Source organism: Alteromonas sp. HB246098 (assembly GCF_054890645.1).
This window is the reverse complement of the sequence record NZ_JBTZUG010000001.1, coordinates 1,338,446-1,354,574: the sequence shown is the minus strand read 5'-3', so window position 1 is coordinate 1,354,574 and position 16,129 is coordinate 1,338,446. Positions and strand designations below refer to the sequence as shown.

The window sequence follows — 16,129 nt, the reverse complement described above, 5'->3', positions numbered from 1 at the left end:
AATCCCTTTTTAATCATTGTGAGATATTCATGAAATGGCCTAATCTTAAGCACCTGCACTATTTGGTGACGCTACATCAAGAGCAACATTTTCACCGTGCTGCCCAGCGCTGTAATGTAAGTCAGTCAACACTGAGTACGGCCATTCAGAACTTAGAAGAACACTTTGGAAGTCAGCTTCTAGAACGTGAACACAAAACGTTTGTGTTTACTTCACTGGGTTTAGATATTGTTGAGCGCAGTAAGGTGCTACTCCAAGAAGCCGGTGAGCTAGTTGAATATGCGCAAAACGCGGGTAACTGGCAGCGAGGCACGTTAAAGCTAGGTGTTATACCAACCATCGCGCCGTTTTTATTCGAAGGTATGATGGGCGCGTTTTCTGCGTTTCTACCTGAGATCAATCTAGAAATGCAGGAAGACACCACAGAGAAGTTACTACAGCAATTAACCGACGGTAGGTTAGATTTACTAATCTTAGCGCTGCCAATGGACACCCCTGGGTGTAAACAAATGGTGTTGGGACACGACCCGTTTCATCTAATCGCTCATGAAGATATGGCCGAGCAACTGCCTAACCCTGTCGATATCTCGAACTTGCCTAAAAAGAGCATTTTCTTACTTCAGCAAGAACACTGTATGACAGGCCACGCCGTAAGCGCGTGTAACCTTCAGCATAGCGACCAGATTAGCAGCGTGGCAGCAAGCAGTCTGTACACCCTGGTGCAATTGGCGAATAGCAAAATGGGCTACACCTTTTTACCTGAGCTGGCGATTAATCAATCTATTCTTGAGCACACTGGCCTTAAAAGCTTCCCAGCAGAAGAACAGGGCTTTAGAGAAATTGGATTAGTATGGCGTTCAGGCACAACGCGTATGCAGCTGTTTCGTCGTATTGGAGAAATCATCTCGCCTCTACTGCCAAAGCCAACGTTGAAATAGTTATCGCCTAACAACACGCGCGGTTTAGTAATGTTTATTGCCGCGCGTTTTTAATGGCCTACATTTTAGGTGCGATATGCCCTAATTCTGCAGCCCAAGTGAGTTCGGATCTTTTAAGATTATTTGCCGCACTAGCGCCAAAGCTGTGCAGCGCATTGTAAGCGCTGTTTGATGGAACACGACAATAGTGGCAAAGTGCGTAGAACAAAAGACTACAGCGGTGTTGTGAACCGTCGCAGTGTAAATATATTTTAGCCCCCTCAGTCAGCATTTGAGACAACTCATGAAGGTATTGATGTAGATGTACATCTTCGGTGGGGGACTCAGAAGACGGGTGTAAAAAAGGAACCCATAACCACTCTAACCCGGCCGCATTCGAACGGTCCCGAATAACCGGTGCATTTTCTTCACTGGTCTGTACCGTAGCAATGTGAGTTACGCCAAGTGATTTAAGTCTTTCAAAATCACTTTCAACAGGTTTTTTACCAAGGCATATATGCCCGGCGCGCAAAGAAAACCACGCGATATTTGGTTTTGCTGTTGTACTATCTTCTTGTTTCTCAGCTTCTTGCATAGCTGTGTTATCTAAAACCTTTTGTTAAACGACGAAATAATAAATAGAAAAGTAATGGCAACTGCATCCACCAATTACGAATAAATGCCAAATTGCATGGGTATACTTTACCTTTTTTGCCACGTAAAAGCACACGCCTACGCTGAAACACAGCCCGCCTGCTACCAGTAACCAGAGTCCAGCGCCTGGCATGGCGACATAGAGTGGGTAAATAAGACCTAGAGCAATCCATCCCATTAATAGGTAGGTCATTACCGACACTTTTGGAAACCTGTGCTGAGCGATAAGTTTAAACGCGACGCCACCTAGCGCTAAGCTCCAAATAATAGCGGTCATGGTAATACCTAAGACGCCACCAATTGAAACCAATAGTAAAGGTGTGTAAGTACCTGCTATCAATAAATAGATTGCACTGTGGTCGAATAACTTAAGCCATCCCTTAGCTTTTTGGTGCGAAATTGCATGGTAAAGCGTGGAGCTTAAAAAAACGAGAATGAGGGTAGAGCCGTAAATGGCGGCTGTGGTTAGCGCTAATGTATCTTCAGCGCGGTACAGCATAAATATTAAACCCACAATAGCCGCTATAAAGCCAATACCGTGAGTAATACTATTCAACCACTCTTCTAAAACGGAGTAGGCTTTGGCAGAAATAGCTTTTGTTTGTTCTTTTACGTCTGTCATCACGTCTCCTGCTTTGTAATCAGTAGAAATATGCGCACCTCTTAATTATCTATCGGCATATCTATGACAATTATAGCGCACACTTGTTCGCTGAATGTGAAAATATTAACAGAATACGCCAATGGTTTAATGACGATAAAATTACAAAGGGGATTATAAATCGGGGTTTTCGAAGCAGCCGCTCAATTTATCCAGAAGGTGTTTTAATGTTCTACTTTCTTCTGTACTCATACCATTGAACTTGCAAAGCATTTGCGTGGGGACGTCTTCTGCTATGGATTTCTGTTCCTTCCCCATTTTTGTAAGCTGTACACGCTTAACGCGTTTGTCGACCTCATCTTTAGTCACGACTAAAAAGCCCTTTTCTTCTAGCTTTTTTAAGATCAAAGACATGGCTCCACCGTCAATCACTGTTTTTTCAAGGAGCTCAGCAATAGTGATGTCATCGGTTTCCCACAGGGCCATTAAGGTTACGTATTGAGGGTAGGTGATATCTAATGCTTTAAGAAGTGGACGATAAGCGCGAGTGAATGCATTCGACAGCGTATAAAAACGATGACAAAGCTGATTTTCCAACTTTAATAATTCTGACATGACACTTAACCCTTATTGTTACTAGTCTCTGAATACCATTTATATTTTGCATACAAAGTACTTGATCTGCAACTGGGGTCGGTGTTAATTTATTTTGCATGCAAAGTAAATTAACAGTTCATTATTGAGGAGAGCAACTATGCATAAGCTTCAACAAGTCGTTTATACCGGAACCGCAACAGCAACCGGCGGTCGCGAAGGTACAGCAAAATCTAGCGATGGTAATTTAAACCTTAAATTGTCTACGCCTAAAGCGCTAGGTGGCGCTGGCGGTGAAGGTACTAACCCTGAGCAAATGTTTGCGGCAGGTTATTCAGCGTGTTTCATTGGTGCGTTAAAGCATGTGGCAGCATCGCAAAAGATAAAAGTGGCTGATGACATTAGCGTAACGGGTGACGTTTCAATTGGCCCTATCGAGCAAGGCTTTGCTATTGCGGTTAAACTAACCGTAGATTTAGGTGATATGGATAAAGCTCAAGCACAAAGCTTAGTCGATACTGCCCATCAGGTATGCCCATATTCAAATGCGACTCGTGGCAATATTGAAGTAGAAATTAGCCTAGCCTAATTTCACTTCCATTTGTTTAGGTGTTAACGCCAATAAACACAATAATAACGCCCGCCGTAGCGGGCGTGCTTATTGAATTAGATTCGCCAGTCATATAACAGCTTGATACACTAATTTAGTATCAATCATCCTTTAGGAAGTTATATGAAAAAGTACGGATTACTGGCTACGTTCTTGTGCGTGCCTGTGTTATTCGCCTGCAGTGACAATAGCAATGTAGACACAGCAACAGCAGCAAAACAACAAGCCGCTAATGTAAGCGCAAACGCTACAGACGAGAATGCAAATGTGGAACAACGGGCTGATGCAGCCATTGCTTCTGGCGTAGATTACCACTCATTTGCGAACCCAAGTGAAGTCAAGGTTACCCACTTAAATCTAAATTTAACTGCTAACTTTGAGACCAAGCAGCTTGTTGGTGACGTAACGCTTGATATAAAGCGCACAAAGCCTGAAAACAATACACTAATCCTAGATACCCGAGCTCTAGACATTAAAAGTGTAACCGTTGACGGTGAAAGCGTTCCCTTTGAAATGGGAGAGACGGACGCGGATTTAGGTACGCCGCTTAGAATTACACTGCCTACCGCGGCAAACTCGGTGACGGTAGCGTATTCAACCTCGCCAGACGCGTCTGGCGTACAATGGCTAACGCCAGCGCAAACTGCGGGTAAAAAGCACCCGTTCCTGTTCACTCAAGCACAAGCAGTGCATGCGCGAAGCTTTATTCCGCTTCAAGATTCTCCACAAGTACGGGTAACTTATGACGCAACCATTAAAACACCTGAAGCGCTATTGGCGGTGATGAGTGCGTCGAACGACCCTACAACTGCGCGCGATGGAGAATATGAGTTCACCATGCCGCAACCTATCCCTTCGTATCTTATTGCGTTAGCAATAGGTGATTTGAAATTTAAAGCCATGGGCGAGCGTACGGGTGTGTATGCAGAGCCCGCACTTCTTGAAAGCGCCGCAAAAGAATTTGAAGATACCGAAGCCATGTTGGAGGTAACTGAAGAAACCTATGGTCCTTATCAGTGGGACCGTTACGACCTTCTTATTCTCCCGCCGTCGTTCCCGTTTGGCGGTATGGAAAACCCTCGTTTGTCGTTCATCACGCCGACAGTTATCGCAGGGGATAAAAGCTTAGTGTCGTTAATAGCTCACGAACTGGCACATAGCTGGTCTGGTAACACCGTCACCAATGCTACATGGCGCGACCTTTGGTTAAATGAAGGCTTCACGACCTATTTAACCTACCGCATTATGGAGATGATCTACGGACACGATCGCTTCAAGAAAGAAGCCGTGCTGGGTTATCAAGATTTAGAGAACGATATTGCAGCCTTAGATAAGAATGATGAAATCCTTGCCATCGACCTTCGTGGCCGTAACCCAGACGATGTTTTCTCTAATATTCCCTATGAAAAGGGCGCACTTTTCCTACGTGAAATTGAAAAAAAGATTGGTCGCGAAAACTTTGACGCATTTTTAATGCAATACTTCAAAGACTTTGCCTTTAAGAGTATTACCACCGATACATTTATCGCCTACTTAGACGATACGTTATTGAAACAGTACCCAGATAAGCTAGACGCAGAGCGAATTAATACTTGGATCTTTGAGCCTGGTATTCCAAAAGGCGCACCGCAGCCAGAATCTGATGCTTTCACTAAAATCGATGAAACACGAAGCGCTTGGCTTTCAGGCGATGTGAAAGCGGCAGATATTGAAACAGCACAGTGGACTGTACATGAGTGGTTATATTTCTTAAACAACATGCCTGAAACGTTAAGCAAAGCCCAGCTAGCTGAACTTGATTCAGCGTTTTCATTAACCTCGACCAAAAACAACGAAATTGCGCATAGCTGGTTGATGATCGCGGTAGAAAATAACTATCAGCCTGCGTTTGAACGTTTGTATAGTTACCTGGTTTCGATTGGTCGAAATAAACTGGTTAAGCCGCTTTATCGTGAGCTTTCGAAAACGCCAGAAGGCAAAGCGTTTGCAAAGCGCGCTTTTGAAGAAGCCAAATCGGGCTACCACCCACTTACGGTGAAAGCGAATGAAGGCTATGTGAATTGATCATCAGTCGTTCTGTTAAGTGAGTAACAATTAAAGCAGCGCATTAGGCGCTGCTTTTTTATTTCTACTAAGAGTAAAACTCATATATAAAAATTGAACGATTGTTCAAAAAGGCGATCTTAAAGTTAAGACAAGCGTATTAACGTTACCTAGTGTAATTCAAGTGCAGCTGAGTAACTTATTTGCTAGCCGCACGCTGAAGGATTTGGATTAATCGTTAAGGAGTTTTTATGTATACACAAAAGATGCACCCAGCTACTACTTTTCCTGAAGTAAAAGCGACGCTATCAACTGGTGAAACTATATCACTGGCTGACAAGGGCGAAGGATGTGACTGGAAGATGGTGGTAGTGTACCGTGGTAAGCATTGCCCGATTTGTACTAAATACCTAAACAAACTTGAAGATTTCACAGGTCGACTACGTGAGCTTAATATTGATGTTGTTGCAGTAAGTGGCGACAGTAAAGACCAGCTAGAAGCGCATCTAGATGACTTGTCGATAAACTTTCCTATTGCATACGGATTGTCGCAAAGTGATATGGAAAAGCTAGGTTTGTATATTTCCGAGCCACGTTCAGAAAAAGAAACGGATCATAATTTTGCAGAACCAGCGTTGTTCGTGCTTAACGGTGATAACGAAATTCATATTGCTGAAATTGCTAATGCGCCTTTTGTTCGCCCTGATCTAGAGCAACTAGTATCTGGACTAGAGTTTATTCGCAACCCAGAGAATAACTATCCTATTCGCGGTACGTTTAAAGGCTAAGATTACGAGTCAGTAATAGTGATATGTCGTTCAAAAGTGCGGCTCTAGTGTTTATGAAATATCCCCATACAGTTGAGCTCATTTTTTAAACGGCAACCAAGGCCTGATTTCGATATTGTATCGGACTCAGGCCCTTTAGTGTTTTTGAGCTTACTCGTTTTTAGCAGATACTGAAAAAGCAATGGGCGCCATCTGCTTTCTAAAGTCACCCAGTGCATCTAAAGGTAGCTCAACCTCTATTGCTACACTGCTTCCATAGTTGCAATTGGCAATTTTACCTTTGGCTTGTTCTACCAAGTGACGTACGAACTGTTCATGTTTAAAGTCGATATCCACGCTAAGTGCTTCTAGCTTAATTTCTTGTCTTATTTCAAGAACGTCAATGGCTTGCTGAGCCGCTGCGGAGTACGCGCGAACCAAGCCTCCTGCACCTAATTTAACGCCACCAAAATACCGCGTAACAATAACCATAATATCGCCAATATCTTTGTGCTGAAGCACATTCAATATGGGTTTTCCTGCTGTTCCGCTAGGTTCGCCATCATCGGCCATAGCCGCACTAGTAGGCGCGTTAGGGTTTCCGAAGACATAAGCCCAGCAGTGATGTCTGGCGTCAGGATACTGCTGTTTAACACTTTCCAAAAGCGCCATTGCACTTTCACGAGAGTTGGCAAAGCCGGCACAAGCAATGAACTTGCTTTTTTTTATTTCGTACAGGGTTTCAACCTGTTTAGAAGGAACGGGATAAGTCATCGACACATTGTAAGCCAAGTCCGTTTTTTATTTAAGCTCAATCAGCCAGGTGAAGCAATCTGTCGTCGAATAGCGGATAGTTCCAATAGCAGGACGCAATTATGAAAATAGGGTGGTCAAAAATACTACTATTTGGCTAATTATCTTGAAAGATGGTTTTTCATATGCGGTAAAGAGGAAAAATTTTTGTTATTGTTTTAGTTAAATTTATGAATTTATTGAATTTATCAAAGTTGGCGTAGTGATTGTAATAGCAATGTTAGTTGTGAATGTGGCTAAGAGGTAATGCCACAACAAGGTAACTTCATCTCCAAAAGGAAATAATGCTATGAAATCACGTACCACTGCTATTGCTATTATTACTCTTACAACACTTTTCACTGGAAGTGCTTTTGCTTCCGTAAAATTTACCCCTACTGACGACTCGGTAACGTCTAACCTTTGCGTAACGGCGGCTTCGGGCAACGTATTGAAGTTGCACAATCAAATAAAAGATTCAGCATTAGGCAAAAAGTACGTTGCAAAAGAAATGACATGTAACGGATTAACAGTCTCTGCCTTCGTCGATCAGTACGGTAATAACGCAGATAGTATTAAAAAATACCTGAATATTCACCAGCAGCATATCGCCAGTGTCGAATACAATAAATAGTACTGTCGACTTAAGTTATTGCGCAATTAATAGACTTAAAAAAGTAAATACCATCGAGACTTAACAAGAAAGGGGCTATTGAATATCAATAGCCCCTTTGTATTTCTCACCAACGTTTCTTAACGCAATATACCCGAAACCGTCTCCGATACATTCAACGCACCTTTTTGAATTTCGTCAATTATGCTTTGAACTTGCGCAATTTGCTGACTGTTTTGGTCCACGCTATCTTTTACTCCGGCCATCTTCTTCGTAGACTTGTCTGCAAGTTTCCTGTTCTCTGCAACCACGCTTTCTATTTCCACCGTCGAGTCGCTAGTGCGTTGTGCAAGCTGTCTCACTTCATCTGCAACCACGGCAAAACCTCTGCCTTGATCGCCAGCTCGTGCTGCTTCAATCGCAGCATTTAAGGCTAACAGGTTGGTTTGCTCTGCAATACCACTAATGGTCGTAACGATGGTTTCAATCTTAAGCGACTGTTCACTGAGCTCGTGCATGAGTAAATTGGTTTCTTCAACTTCTGAAAGAGCAGCGTCGAAAGTCTCTACGCTGCGCTGTAAAGAAGAGGCACCATCGGCAGCGATCTGCGAGGTTTCTTCTGCTGTTGATACCGCTAACTCTGCCGCTTGAGCAATGGCATGTTTTTCGTTCACTGCTTCGGTAATATTTGAAGCGAATTTAATAACTTTAGTAACGCGACCTGAGGCATCGAAAACAGGGTTGTACGTTGCTTCTAACCACAACGTATTACCGTTAGCATCGACGCGTTCGAATTGACCTGAAGAGAAGTTGCCGCGAGCAAGGTTATCCCAGAAATTGGGATTATCTTGATAAAATTTATCATTGCAAAACATGCGGTGGTGTTTGCCCTGAATGTCAGACAAACTGTATTTTACTGTGGCAGTGAAGTTTTCATTCGCCGTGATAATTGTGCCGTCTGGTTCAAATTCGATAACTGCCATTGATTTGTTTAGTGCATCAGTGACTGCTTTACCTTCAAAGTACGCTTGTTCGTGCTCAGTAATATCGTGATAAATAGCGTGTATTTCCACACTACCGTTTCTATTCACGGTAACATAGCTTGCTTTAAGCCATTTGGTTTCACCAAGTGCTGACTTTCTTGCAACCGTGTCGCTAAAACTGCCACCATTCACAAGTTGTTGCCAAAACGCTTTGTATTGAGACTCGGTTTGAATACCTTCCACACGCATCGCAGCATGGGAAAACGAAGCTACAGTGGAGTTTGGATAATTCAAAATGGAAAGTAATGCTTGAGAGGCATAGGTACACTGCCCATCGGTGCTGTAGATGGCATAAGCCATATTATTTTTGAACGCATCCAGCGTACCAAGCAAACCTTGACTCTCATCCCTAAGAGCCGACATGTCATTATTGTATCGAGAGCTTGATACGAACATAACGTCTCCTGAAGTTATATGCATAGTTTTGAATAAGTGTAGTATAGATTATCTATGTTGAAGAAATATTTCGTTTAGACATTAGACGGATTTCAAGCTTTACGTATTATCCATTGGGCTTAATTCCGCCAAGAATGGTTGTGTTTTGATTACAGTGAAGTAACTATCTGCATTGAGCTAGAATTTATAAAACTGATAAGACCGCCCGATGCCATTAGAACGATTTATTCCTTTTCGTAAACGCGATGTCGCTAATTTATGTGAGGGATTGCTCTCTCTCGATTCTGCGGTTTTCCGCACTTTCTCTACGTTGTTAGTCAGCCGTATACACTACCAGTACCATGAACAATTAGAGGCGTTGAAAAACAGCTATAGCCATTTCGACCCTAATAAAGACACACGTGAATTACAGCCTTCGAATGAAAGGGTACGCAAGCAGAACCAAAAAGCGTTTGCAAAGGGGTTTGCGAGCCTCTTAAACGCAGCAAATTTTGAAAAAGTCACAGACGAAGATTTGGAAGCTGCACTGAATGAAGAATCCTTGTTCAAAGTACGTCTCGCGGTAAGCTTCGATGACTTTGAAGATGTAGTGTTTTATCGCCGGGGCGAGTCTATAAAAACGGAAACTGTGCGTACTTTTTTCGGGTTGCGAAAAAAGCAGGTGTCATTTACCAACTACGACAAAGTGGCTGTTTATATCACTTTTAAAGATGAAGCCTACTTCAAAGAGAAAGGGCAAACGCCAGTTACCTTTAAACCTGGTTCCACCATAGTAAAGCTGTTCCAAAACGTACCTAAAGCAGACTTGGAGATGCTGTTTCCCAATAGCGAAGTCAAAATGCGTCCGCTAGATAAGTTGATCATTAGTGCATCGGCGGCAATAGGTGGCACCGTGGTGCTAGTGACTAAGTTAGGCGCATCGCTACTTCTCATGGCATCTTTTCTGGCCTTTTGGCTTGGCTTTAAAGACGATGAAGTGGAATTGACTAAGCAAAGCCTAATAACTTTTGGTATTGGCATGGGTGTATTCGGCAGCTTTATCTTTAAGGAATGGACAAAGTTTAAAAACAGAAAAATCAGGTTTATGAAAGCCTTGTCTGACAATCTCTATTTTAAAAATTTAGACAATAATGCAGGCGTGTTTCATACGTTAATTGATGCAGCAGAGGAAGAGGACTGCAAAGAAGCTTTGTTAGCTTATACTTTTTTACTGAAATGCAGTCGTGTATCCGGTGAAGGCTCTGCGGCATTTTGTAAGATGCAATCAGACAGTGAAATAGCTGCTGGTGGAATGACATTAGCAAACCTTGATAGCGCAATAGAAACCTACTTTTTAGAAGAACTCAACTGCGCTCTCGATTTCGACGTTACCGATGCAATTGAAAAATTGGTCGCCATGCAGTTGGTCGAGCAAAACGGTGATGTTTTTGTCGCTCGAACGCTGAAAGATGCTGTGAAGATACTCGATGATTTCTGGGATAATATATATCAACCTGTTTGATTGTTTATAGTACCGACTAATAGGTTGTGCACACTAGGTTGTTCCGTCTAATTTTCTTTCAAAGTCTACGCTTAAATAGGCGAGGCGTTAAGCAGGTATTAAGATAGGCGACAGAGTTACCAAACCATTGTCATAAAACCATAAAATCTCTATAGTTGCTGTACGGTGCGTTGATCAACATCGACACTCCATAGCAGCAGCGCCATTGCGCCGAATGCGTTTCTCTATCTCCAATGTAACAAGCCTGGTTCACTTCTACATGAAAATATTGCATACATCTGACTGGCACTTAGGTCAGAGTTTTTTTACGAAAAGTCGCAAAAACGAACATGCCGCCTTCCTCAAATGGCTTCTTCAACAAGTAGAGGCGTATCAAATAGATGCGATTATTGTCGCAGGTGATGTGTTCGACACGGGCACGCCGCCTAGCTACGCCAGAGAGCTTTACCATGCGTTTATCGGTGAACTACAGGGCATGCAGTGTACATTGGTGGTGCTGGGGGGAAATCACGATTCAGTGTCGGTGTTAAACGAAAGTAAGGCGCTACTGAAATACCTAAATAGCCACGTAATAGCCAGTACCTATGGCGAAATAAGTGAACAAGTCATCACGCTGAATAATCGCAAGGGGCTGCCCGGTGCCGTATTGTGTGCTGTACCCTTTATTCGCCCACGTGATGTGCTAGTCAGTGAGGCAGGACAAAGCGCCACTGACAAGCGTCAAGCGCTGGGCGATGCGATAAAGCAACACTATGCCTCACTTTTTAATGAGGCCTTGTCATTGCGTGCCTCAATAGAAGAAAAGCGAAGAGAAGAAAGTAGTGAAAATAGCGCAGCCATTCCTATTATCGCTACAGGGCACTTAACCGCTTTAGGCGTGAGTCAGTCAGAGAGTGTGCGAGATATCTACATTGGTACTCTTGAAGGCTTTGATGCCAAAGGGTTTCCGCCAGCTGATTACATCGCGTTGGGACATATTCACAGGCCACAAAAGGTAGCAAAAACTGAACACATTCGCTATTCAGGCTCTCCCATACCGCTTAGCTTTGACGAACTGAATACACAAAAACAAGTGGTGCTAGTCTCGTTTGAATGTGAAAGCACTACGCCCACAATCTCAACCCTTCCAGTTCCACGCTTTCAAGCCATGGAAGTTATAAAAGGTGACTTAAAAGCGATTGAGGCGGCCATTAATAAAAGCGAGGCCATCGCCTTAGCTTCTCAAACAGATGATGCCGTTAGCGAAGTGGATAAAGCCGTTAGCGAAGTGGATAAAGCCCTTAGCGAGGTTAATAAACCCCTTAGCGAGGTTAATAAACCCCTTAGCGAGTTTAATAAAGCCATTAGCGCAACGGATAACGCCATTAGTCCTAAAGATCCTGTGTGGTTATGCATTGAAGTTGAAACAGAAGACTACCTGACTGATTTGCAGCAGCGTATTCAGGGCTTGTTAGAAGGGAAAAACGCTGAGATTTTACAGTTGAAACGCAAGCGTAAGCGCATGGTAAATAGCCTAACAGAAAAGCAAAACGTTCAGCTTAGTGAACTATCGGTAAACGATGTATTTGAAGCGCGTTTGGCATTGGAGAGCATAGAAGATAATCCAACAAGTGAGTCGGCACAGAGCGGGTCGGTATCAACTGAGTCGGCACAAGCAACCCTGCTAGATGACGACCAAAGCACCCGAACAATGGAACAAGCCGGTTCAGAGAAAAACGCTCCACGCATTAACCGGATAAGGCAGCTGTTCAATGAAGCAGTAGAGCAAGTGCACACTAATGATGAAGATGCTGAAGTACCAGTAGAGACCTCATTGGCAAACACAACAGAAAATAAAGGCGAGTAATACAATGAGAATATTGACCTTACGCCTTAAAAACCTAAACGCCCTAAAAGGGGAGTGGAAGATAGATTTCACCCAGTCGCCGTTTATCGACAATGGCCTGTTTGCCATAACTGGCCCAACAGGGGCAGGTAAAACCACGCTACTTGATGCCATTTGTTTAGCGCTTTATCACCAAACCCCTCGCTTGGGGCCAATTTCAACGTCTAACAACGACATCATGACCCGCGGCACGGCGGAGTGTTTGGCGGAGGTTGAGTTTGATATTAAGGGGAAAGCATACCGTGCGTTTTGGAGTATGCGTCGGGCCAGAGGGAAAGTTGACGGTAACCTGCAAAGTGCTGATGTTGAGCTGGCCGAAGTTGAAAGCGGCAAGGTATTGGCTACCCAAGTTAGGCCGAAAAGCGAAGAGATTGAAAAGCTGACTGGCCTTAATTTTGCCCGTTTCACCAAGTCTATGATGTTGTCGCAAGGGGATTTTGCTGCGTTTTTAAATGCTAACGAGGCCGACCGAGCCGAACTGCTTGAAGAGTTAACTGGCACCGAAATTTACGGGCAGATATCACAGGCAGTACATCAGCAATTTAGTGACGCTAAACAAAAGAAAAAAGAGTTTGCGATAAAGCTAGAAGGCGTAACTTTGCTAAGCGATGAGCAAATTACCCAGTTGGAAGAAGAGCAAACTCGTATCAATGGTCAAGTTTCAGCGTTCAATCAAACACTTGCTGAATTACAGCAACAGCAGCAGTGGCAACAATCATTCAACACTAATGAACTCGCGCTTAAAGAGGCAAAAGAAGCCCAGCTCGCTGCGAATAACGCCATCAATGAGGCGAAACAAGAGCTTGATCTTCTAACTCAAAGCGAGCCGGCTGAAAAGCTTCGCCTGCCATTTTTGCAAAAAAGCGGGCTTCAGCAAGACGTAACTCGTTATAAAGAAAGGCTCGATGAGAAGGCGGCTCAACTGCCCGACTTAAAAACGAAAAAGGCACAGCTTAGTACAGAAGTAGCTAATGCTGAACAAGCGCTAGCTCATACAAAGCAACAAAGCAGTGAGCTTGAAAAGCGCATAAACGAGCAGGTGGTTCCGCTAGATAACCAAATAGCGCAGCTGACTACTGAACAGCAAAAAGCAAACGAAAGCGCGGCAAGTTTAAGGCAGTCAATAAACGCGTTAACACTAAAGCGCACAGAAATCGAAAACGCCTCGGCCGATAATAAGAAAAAACTGAGTGAACTGGAAGCATACCTAAATGAACATCACTCACTAAGCAAAATGGCTGAGTTTATCAGCGGCTGGAGTGAAACTGCGCGGCATATTGAGAGTGATCAGCAGCAATTAGCGACAGTTAAACAACGCGCGGAAGACGAGCGCCACGCGCTATCGTCACTTGATGAAGCTATTGCAAAGACGAATCGATCGCTACAAACATTAACGCAAACTTTTGATAATAAAACCGCCCAGGTAGCTGCTTGTGAAGAGTCGTTAAATGCTGCGCTTTTTAACGCTAATGAAAATAGCGATACTAGTAAGGCAAGTCTTCAGCAAGAGCGTAATACCAAGCTTGATCATTGGGATAACGTGTTACAGATAGGGCATATTCAACAGCAATATTTGGCACTAGAGCAAGACAAAGTATCGCTGAGTACGCAGAAGGAAGACTTGGCGAAGCAACTAGCGAAGCAGCAATCTGAGCGCCAAGCCTTGGTTGATGCTTACAAGCAAACTCGCAGTAATTTAAAAGACATAGAGGCGCTTATCGCTCTAGATGCTGAAGTTGCACACCTGCGCGCCCAGCTAAAAAGTGGCGAGCCATGCCCAGTATGTGGGGCTAACGAACACACCACGTCTAGCGTGGCGATTGATGTACCTGAAACTATCCAAAAGCGAGATAGCTTAAAGCAGCAGTTAGATGATATTGAGCAGCAGGGGGCGCGGGCAAAAGAAAGTGTTACCCATACTGAATTCACACTTGCTCAGGTTAATAAGCAGCTAGAACAGGCAAGCGGGCAACGAGATACGCTGTTAGAAAAGTGGCAGCAGATTTCAAGTGTACTTAGCGCTGATATACCAAGCTTTGATAACGTCGACATTAATACATCGCAAAGCGTAGCCCAATTCACCGAGCAGTTTAAAACCCGACTTGATGACATTAGCGCACAGTTAGCGCGTATAGAGCAATGCGAGCAAGCCCTCAATGCCGCAGTGCAGAGCAAAAATGAAGCACAACAAGCGTTACAAACCAAACAGTCTGAACTTGCAGTTTCTTTACAGCAGCGCGAAACCTTGGATAAGCAATACACTTTACGCAATGCAGAGTTGGCGGATAAAACCAAAGTGGTTAACGATAGGATCGCAACGCTTCGTGAGAGCATGACATCGCACAATGCTGAAGTTCACAACCTGACTATTGATGCTATTGCTACGTGGTTAAATGAAAAAGCCGAAGCGCTTAAAACCTATAAACACAATCATCAGCTACACGCCAAACTTAAAGATGAGTTGCAAGGGGTAAGTAGCACCTTGCTTGTGGTTAATCGTGATATCGAGAGCGCCGAAAATCAGCTTAAGGGCGTATGCGAAGAGCTTGTGCAGCTAGATAATAGGCTAAAAGCGCTGCAAGACTCGCGCAAAACCGTATTCCCAGAAGGGGATATTGCTGAAACAAGGAATAAGGCAAGCGCTGCCCAAGAAATGGCTGAGCGAAACGTAAATGAATGCAAATCTCGCCTGCAACAAACGGACACTATTTTGTCTCGTTTAGAAGCAGAAATTGCCCAGCTTAGTGAACAACTAAACGAGAAAGAGCTGGCGCTTAAAGAGGCAACAGAGCACTTTAACCGTCAGTTGGCGAGTAGCCCATTTACCGACGAGCAAGCGTTCAGTAGTGCGCTTTTAGACGAAGATACTCGCAACACCTTGCTTGAACTGCAAAAGCGATTAACACAGCAAAAACAACAAGCAGACTTAAAGCTAGAAAATGTGCTTGCTACACGGCAATCGCTAAAAGCCCATGCTAACGCAGCGCAGTGGCAGCGAGAGTTAGAAGAACACGGTGCACAGTGGCTTGATACGAAAATATCCCAACTAGCACAGCAGCGGGATACATTGTTATCTTCCTTAGGACAAATTGAACAGCAGCTAAACGCTAACAATCAAGCCCGCGAAAGGCAGCAGCAGCTTGTGGATGAGATGGCCGCGTTTGAGGCCTATTACGACGATATTACTTACCTGCACTCGTTAATTGGTTCGGCCAGCGGCGACAAATTCAGACGGTTTGCCCAAGGGCTTACGTTAGACAACTTAGTGCAGCTTGCAAATCAGCAGCTTGATAAATTACACGGTCGCTATCAGCTAATGCGAAAAGAAAACGAAGGGTTGGGTTTAAGTGTATTAGACACCTGGCAAGGTGACGTAGTGCGAGACACCAAAACCCTGTCTGGCGGAGAAAGCTTTTTGGTGAGCCTTGCACTGGCATTAGCTTTATCTGACTTGGTCAGTCACAAGACCAGTATCGATTCACTGTTTTTGGATGAAGGCTTTGGCACCCTTGATGCAGAAACGTTAGATGTGGCCCTTGATGCACTAGACAACTTAAATGCCAGCGGAAAAATGATTGGTGTGATAAGCCATATTGAAGCCATGAAAGAGCGTATTCCTACTCAGCTTAAAGTGATCAAACGCAATGGCGTAGGTTTAAGTGCACTAGAAAAGCCTTATGCGGTGGGGTGACCTCACCGCACAAGGTAAAATT

At 43.9% G+C, this 16,129-nt stretch carries 13 protein-coding genes; 8 read left to right on the top strand and 5 right to left on the bottom strand.

All coding sequences use genetic code 11. The annotated features are described in order from the left end of the window. The first annotated feature begins 29 nt into the window (after positions 1-29). Complete coding sequence (locus ACYTPF_RS05800) at positions 30-938, top strand: hydrogen peroxide-inducible genes activator (protein WP_179982486.1); 909 nt, start codon at positions 30-32, stop codon at positions 936-938. A 58-nt stretch (positions 939-996) separates the two neighbouring features. Here the strand turns inward: ACYTPF_RS05800 and ACYTPF_RS05795 are convergent, their stop codons facing one another. The 3 genes from ACYTPF_RS05795 to ACYTPF_RS05785 all read right to left on the bottom strand — a co-directional run bounded on the left by ACYTPF_RS05795 (position 997) and on the right by ACYTPF_RS05785 (position 2,787). Next, positions 997-1,512 carry a protein-tyrosine phosphatase family protein gene (locus ACYTPF_RS05795; RefSeq protein ID WP_461851492.1) on the bottom strand — a complete coding sequence of 172 codons (516 nt, stop codon included), beginning with the start codon at positions 1,510-1,512 and terminating at the stop codon, positions 997-999. Positions 1,513-1,536: 24 nt separating this feature from the next. After that, positions 1,537-2,193 carry a PAQR family membrane homeostasis protein TrhA gene (gene trhA / locus ACYTPF_RS05790; protein WP_461851491.1) on the bottom strand — a complete coding sequence of 219 codons (657 nt, stop codon included), beginning with the start codon at positions 2,191-2,193 and terminating at the stop codon, positions 1,537-1,539. 153 nt (positions 2,194-2,346) lie between these two features. After that, positions 2,347-2,787: a MarR family winged helix-turn-helix transcriptional regulator gene (locus ACYTPF_RS05785; protein ID WP_461851490.1), complete on the bottom strand. Its 441-nt coding sequence runs from the start codon at positions 2,785-2,787 to the stop codon at positions 2,347-2,349. A gap of 139 nt (positions 2,788-2,926) precedes the next feature. Here ACYTPF_RS05785 and ACYTPF_RS05780 point away from each other — a divergent pair, with 139 nt between their 5' ends. The 3 genes from ACYTPF_RS05780 to ACYTPF_RS05770 all read left to right on the top strand — a co-directional run bounded on the left by ACYTPF_RS05780 (position 2,927) and on the right by ACYTPF_RS05770 (position 6,207). Continuing rightward, positions 2,927-3,355, top strand: coding sequence for an organic hydroperoxide resistance protein (locus tag ACYTPF_RS05780; protein ID WP_461851489.1), 429 nt, complete (start codon positions 2,927-2,929; stop codon positions 3,353-3,355). Positions 3,356-3,499: 144 nt separating this feature from the next. Continuing rightward, the gene (locus tag ACYTPF_RS05775) at positions 3,500-5,440 is read left to right on the top strand and encodes a M1 family metallopeptidase (RefSeq protein ID WP_461851488.1); all 1,941 of its coding nucleotides are present in this window, start codon (positions 3,500-3,502) and stop codon (positions 5,438-5,440) included. A 230-nt stretch (positions 5,441-5,670) separates the two neighbouring features. Further along, complete coding sequence (locus ACYTPF_RS05770; protein WP_461851487.1) at positions 5,671-6,207, top strand: peroxiredoxin-like family protein; 537 nt, start codon at positions 5,671-5,673, stop codon at positions 6,205-6,207. Positions 6,208-6,357: 150 nt separating this feature from the next. Here the strand turns inward: ACYTPF_RS05770 and ACYTPF_RS05765 are convergent, their stop codons facing one another. Further along, positions 6,358-6,960, bottom strand: coding sequence for a YigZ family protein (locus tag ACYTPF_RS05765; RefSeq protein ID WP_461851544.1), 603 nt, complete (start codon positions 6,958-6,960; stop codon positions 6,358-6,360). A 328-nt stretch (positions 6,961-7,288) separates the two neighbouring features. On the opposite strand from ACYTPF_RS05765, the gene ACYTPF_RS05760 reads away from it, so the two are divergent. Next, entirely contained in the window at positions 7,289-7,612 is a 324-nt protein-coding gene (locus ACYTPF_RS05760) for a DUF3718 domain-containing protein (protein ID WP_179982493.1), read from the top strand. Positions 7,613-7,731: 119 nt separating this feature from the next. Here the strand turns inward: ACYTPF_RS05760 and ACYTPF_RS05755 are convergent, their stop codons facing one another. After that, positions 7,732-9,030 (bottom strand): methyl-accepting chemotaxis protein, encoded by a 1,299-nt coding sequence (locus ACYTPF_RS05755; RefSeq protein ID WP_461851486.1) that lies wholly within the window; start codon positions 9,028-9,030, stop codon positions 7,732-7,734. Between the two features lie 208 nt (positions 9,031-9,238). Here ACYTPF_RS05755 and ACYTPF_RS05750 point away from each other — a divergent pair, with 208 nt between their 5' ends. From ACYTPF_RS05750 to ACYTPF_RS05740, 3 genes are all read left to right on the top strand, one after another. Continuing rightward, entirely contained in the window at positions 9,239-10,531 is a 1,293-nt protein-coding gene (locus tag ACYTPF_RS05750; protein WP_461851485.1) for a TMEM143 family protein, read from the top strand. A gap of 259 nt (positions 10,532-10,790) precedes the next feature. Beyond that, the gene (gene sbcD, locus ACYTPF_RS05745) at positions 10,791-12,377 is read left to right on the top strand and encodes an exonuclease subunit SbcD (protein ID WP_461851484.1); all 1,587 of its coding nucleotides are present in this window, start codon (positions 10,791-10,793) and stop codon (positions 12,375-12,377) included. A gap of 4 nt (positions 12,378-12,381) precedes the next feature. Continuing rightward, positions 12,382-16,107 (top strand): AAA family ATPase, encoded by a 3,726-nt coding sequence (locus ACYTPF_RS05740; protein ID WP_461851483.1) that lies wholly within the window; start codon positions 12,382-12,384, stop codon positions 16,105-16,107. The last annotated feature ends 22 nt before the right edge of the window (positions 16,108-16,129 follow it).

Excerpts from the sequence above, each read along its gene's own strand:
- ACYTPF_RS05800 (WP_179982486.1), top strand. The coding sequence starts at position 30 with ATGAAATGGCCTAATCTTAAGCACCTGCACTATTTGGTGACGCTACAT.
- ACYTPF_RS05795 (WP_461851492.1), bottom strand. The coding sequence starts at position 1,512 with ATGCAAGAAGCTGAGAAACAAGAAGATAGTACAACAGCAAAACCAAAT.
- trhA (WP_461851491.1), bottom strand. The coding sequence starts at position 2,193 with ATGACAGACGTAAAAGAACAAACAAAAGCTATTTCTGCCAAAGCCTAC.
- ACYTPF_RS05785 (WP_461851490.1), bottom strand. The coding sequence starts at position 2,787 with ATGTCAGAATTATTAAAGTTGGAAAATCAGCTTTGTCATCGTTTTTAT.
- ACYTPF_RS05780 (WP_461851489.1), top strand. The coding sequence starts at position 2,927 with ATGCATAAGCTTCAACAAGTCGTTTATACCGGAACCGCAACAGCAACC.
- ACYTPF_RS05775 (WP_461851488.1), top strand. The coding sequence starts at position 3,500 with ATGAAAAAGTACGGATTACTGGCTACGTTCTTGTGCGTGCCTGTGTTA.
- ACYTPF_RS05770 (WP_461851487.1), top strand. The coding sequence starts at position 5,671 with ATGTATACACAAAAGATGCACCCAGCTACTACTTTTCCTGAAGTAAAA.
- ACYTPF_RS05765 (WP_461851544.1), bottom strand. The coding sequence starts at position 6,960 with ATGACTTATCCCGTTCCTTCTAAACAGGTTGAAACCCTGTACGAAATA.
- ACYTPF_RS05760 (WP_179982493.1), top strand. The coding sequence starts at position 7,289 with ATGAAATCACGTACCACTGCTATTGCTATTATTACTCTTACAACACTT.
- ACYTPF_RS05755 (WP_461851486.1), bottom strand. The coding sequence starts at position 9,030 with ATGTTCGTATCAAGCTCTCGATACAATAATGACATGTCGGCTCTTAGG.
- ACYTPF_RS05750 (WP_461851485.1), top strand. The coding sequence starts at position 9,239 with ATGCCATTAGAACGATTTATTCCTTTTCGTAAACGCGATGTCGCTAAT.
- sbcD (WP_461851484.1), top strand. The coding sequence starts at position 10,791 with ATGAAAATATTGCATACATCTGACTGGCACTTAGGTCAGAGTTTTTTT.
- ACYTPF_RS05740 (WP_461851483.1), top strand. The coding sequence starts at position 12,382 with ATGAGAATATTGACCTTACGCCTTAAAAACCTAAACGCCCTAAAAGGG.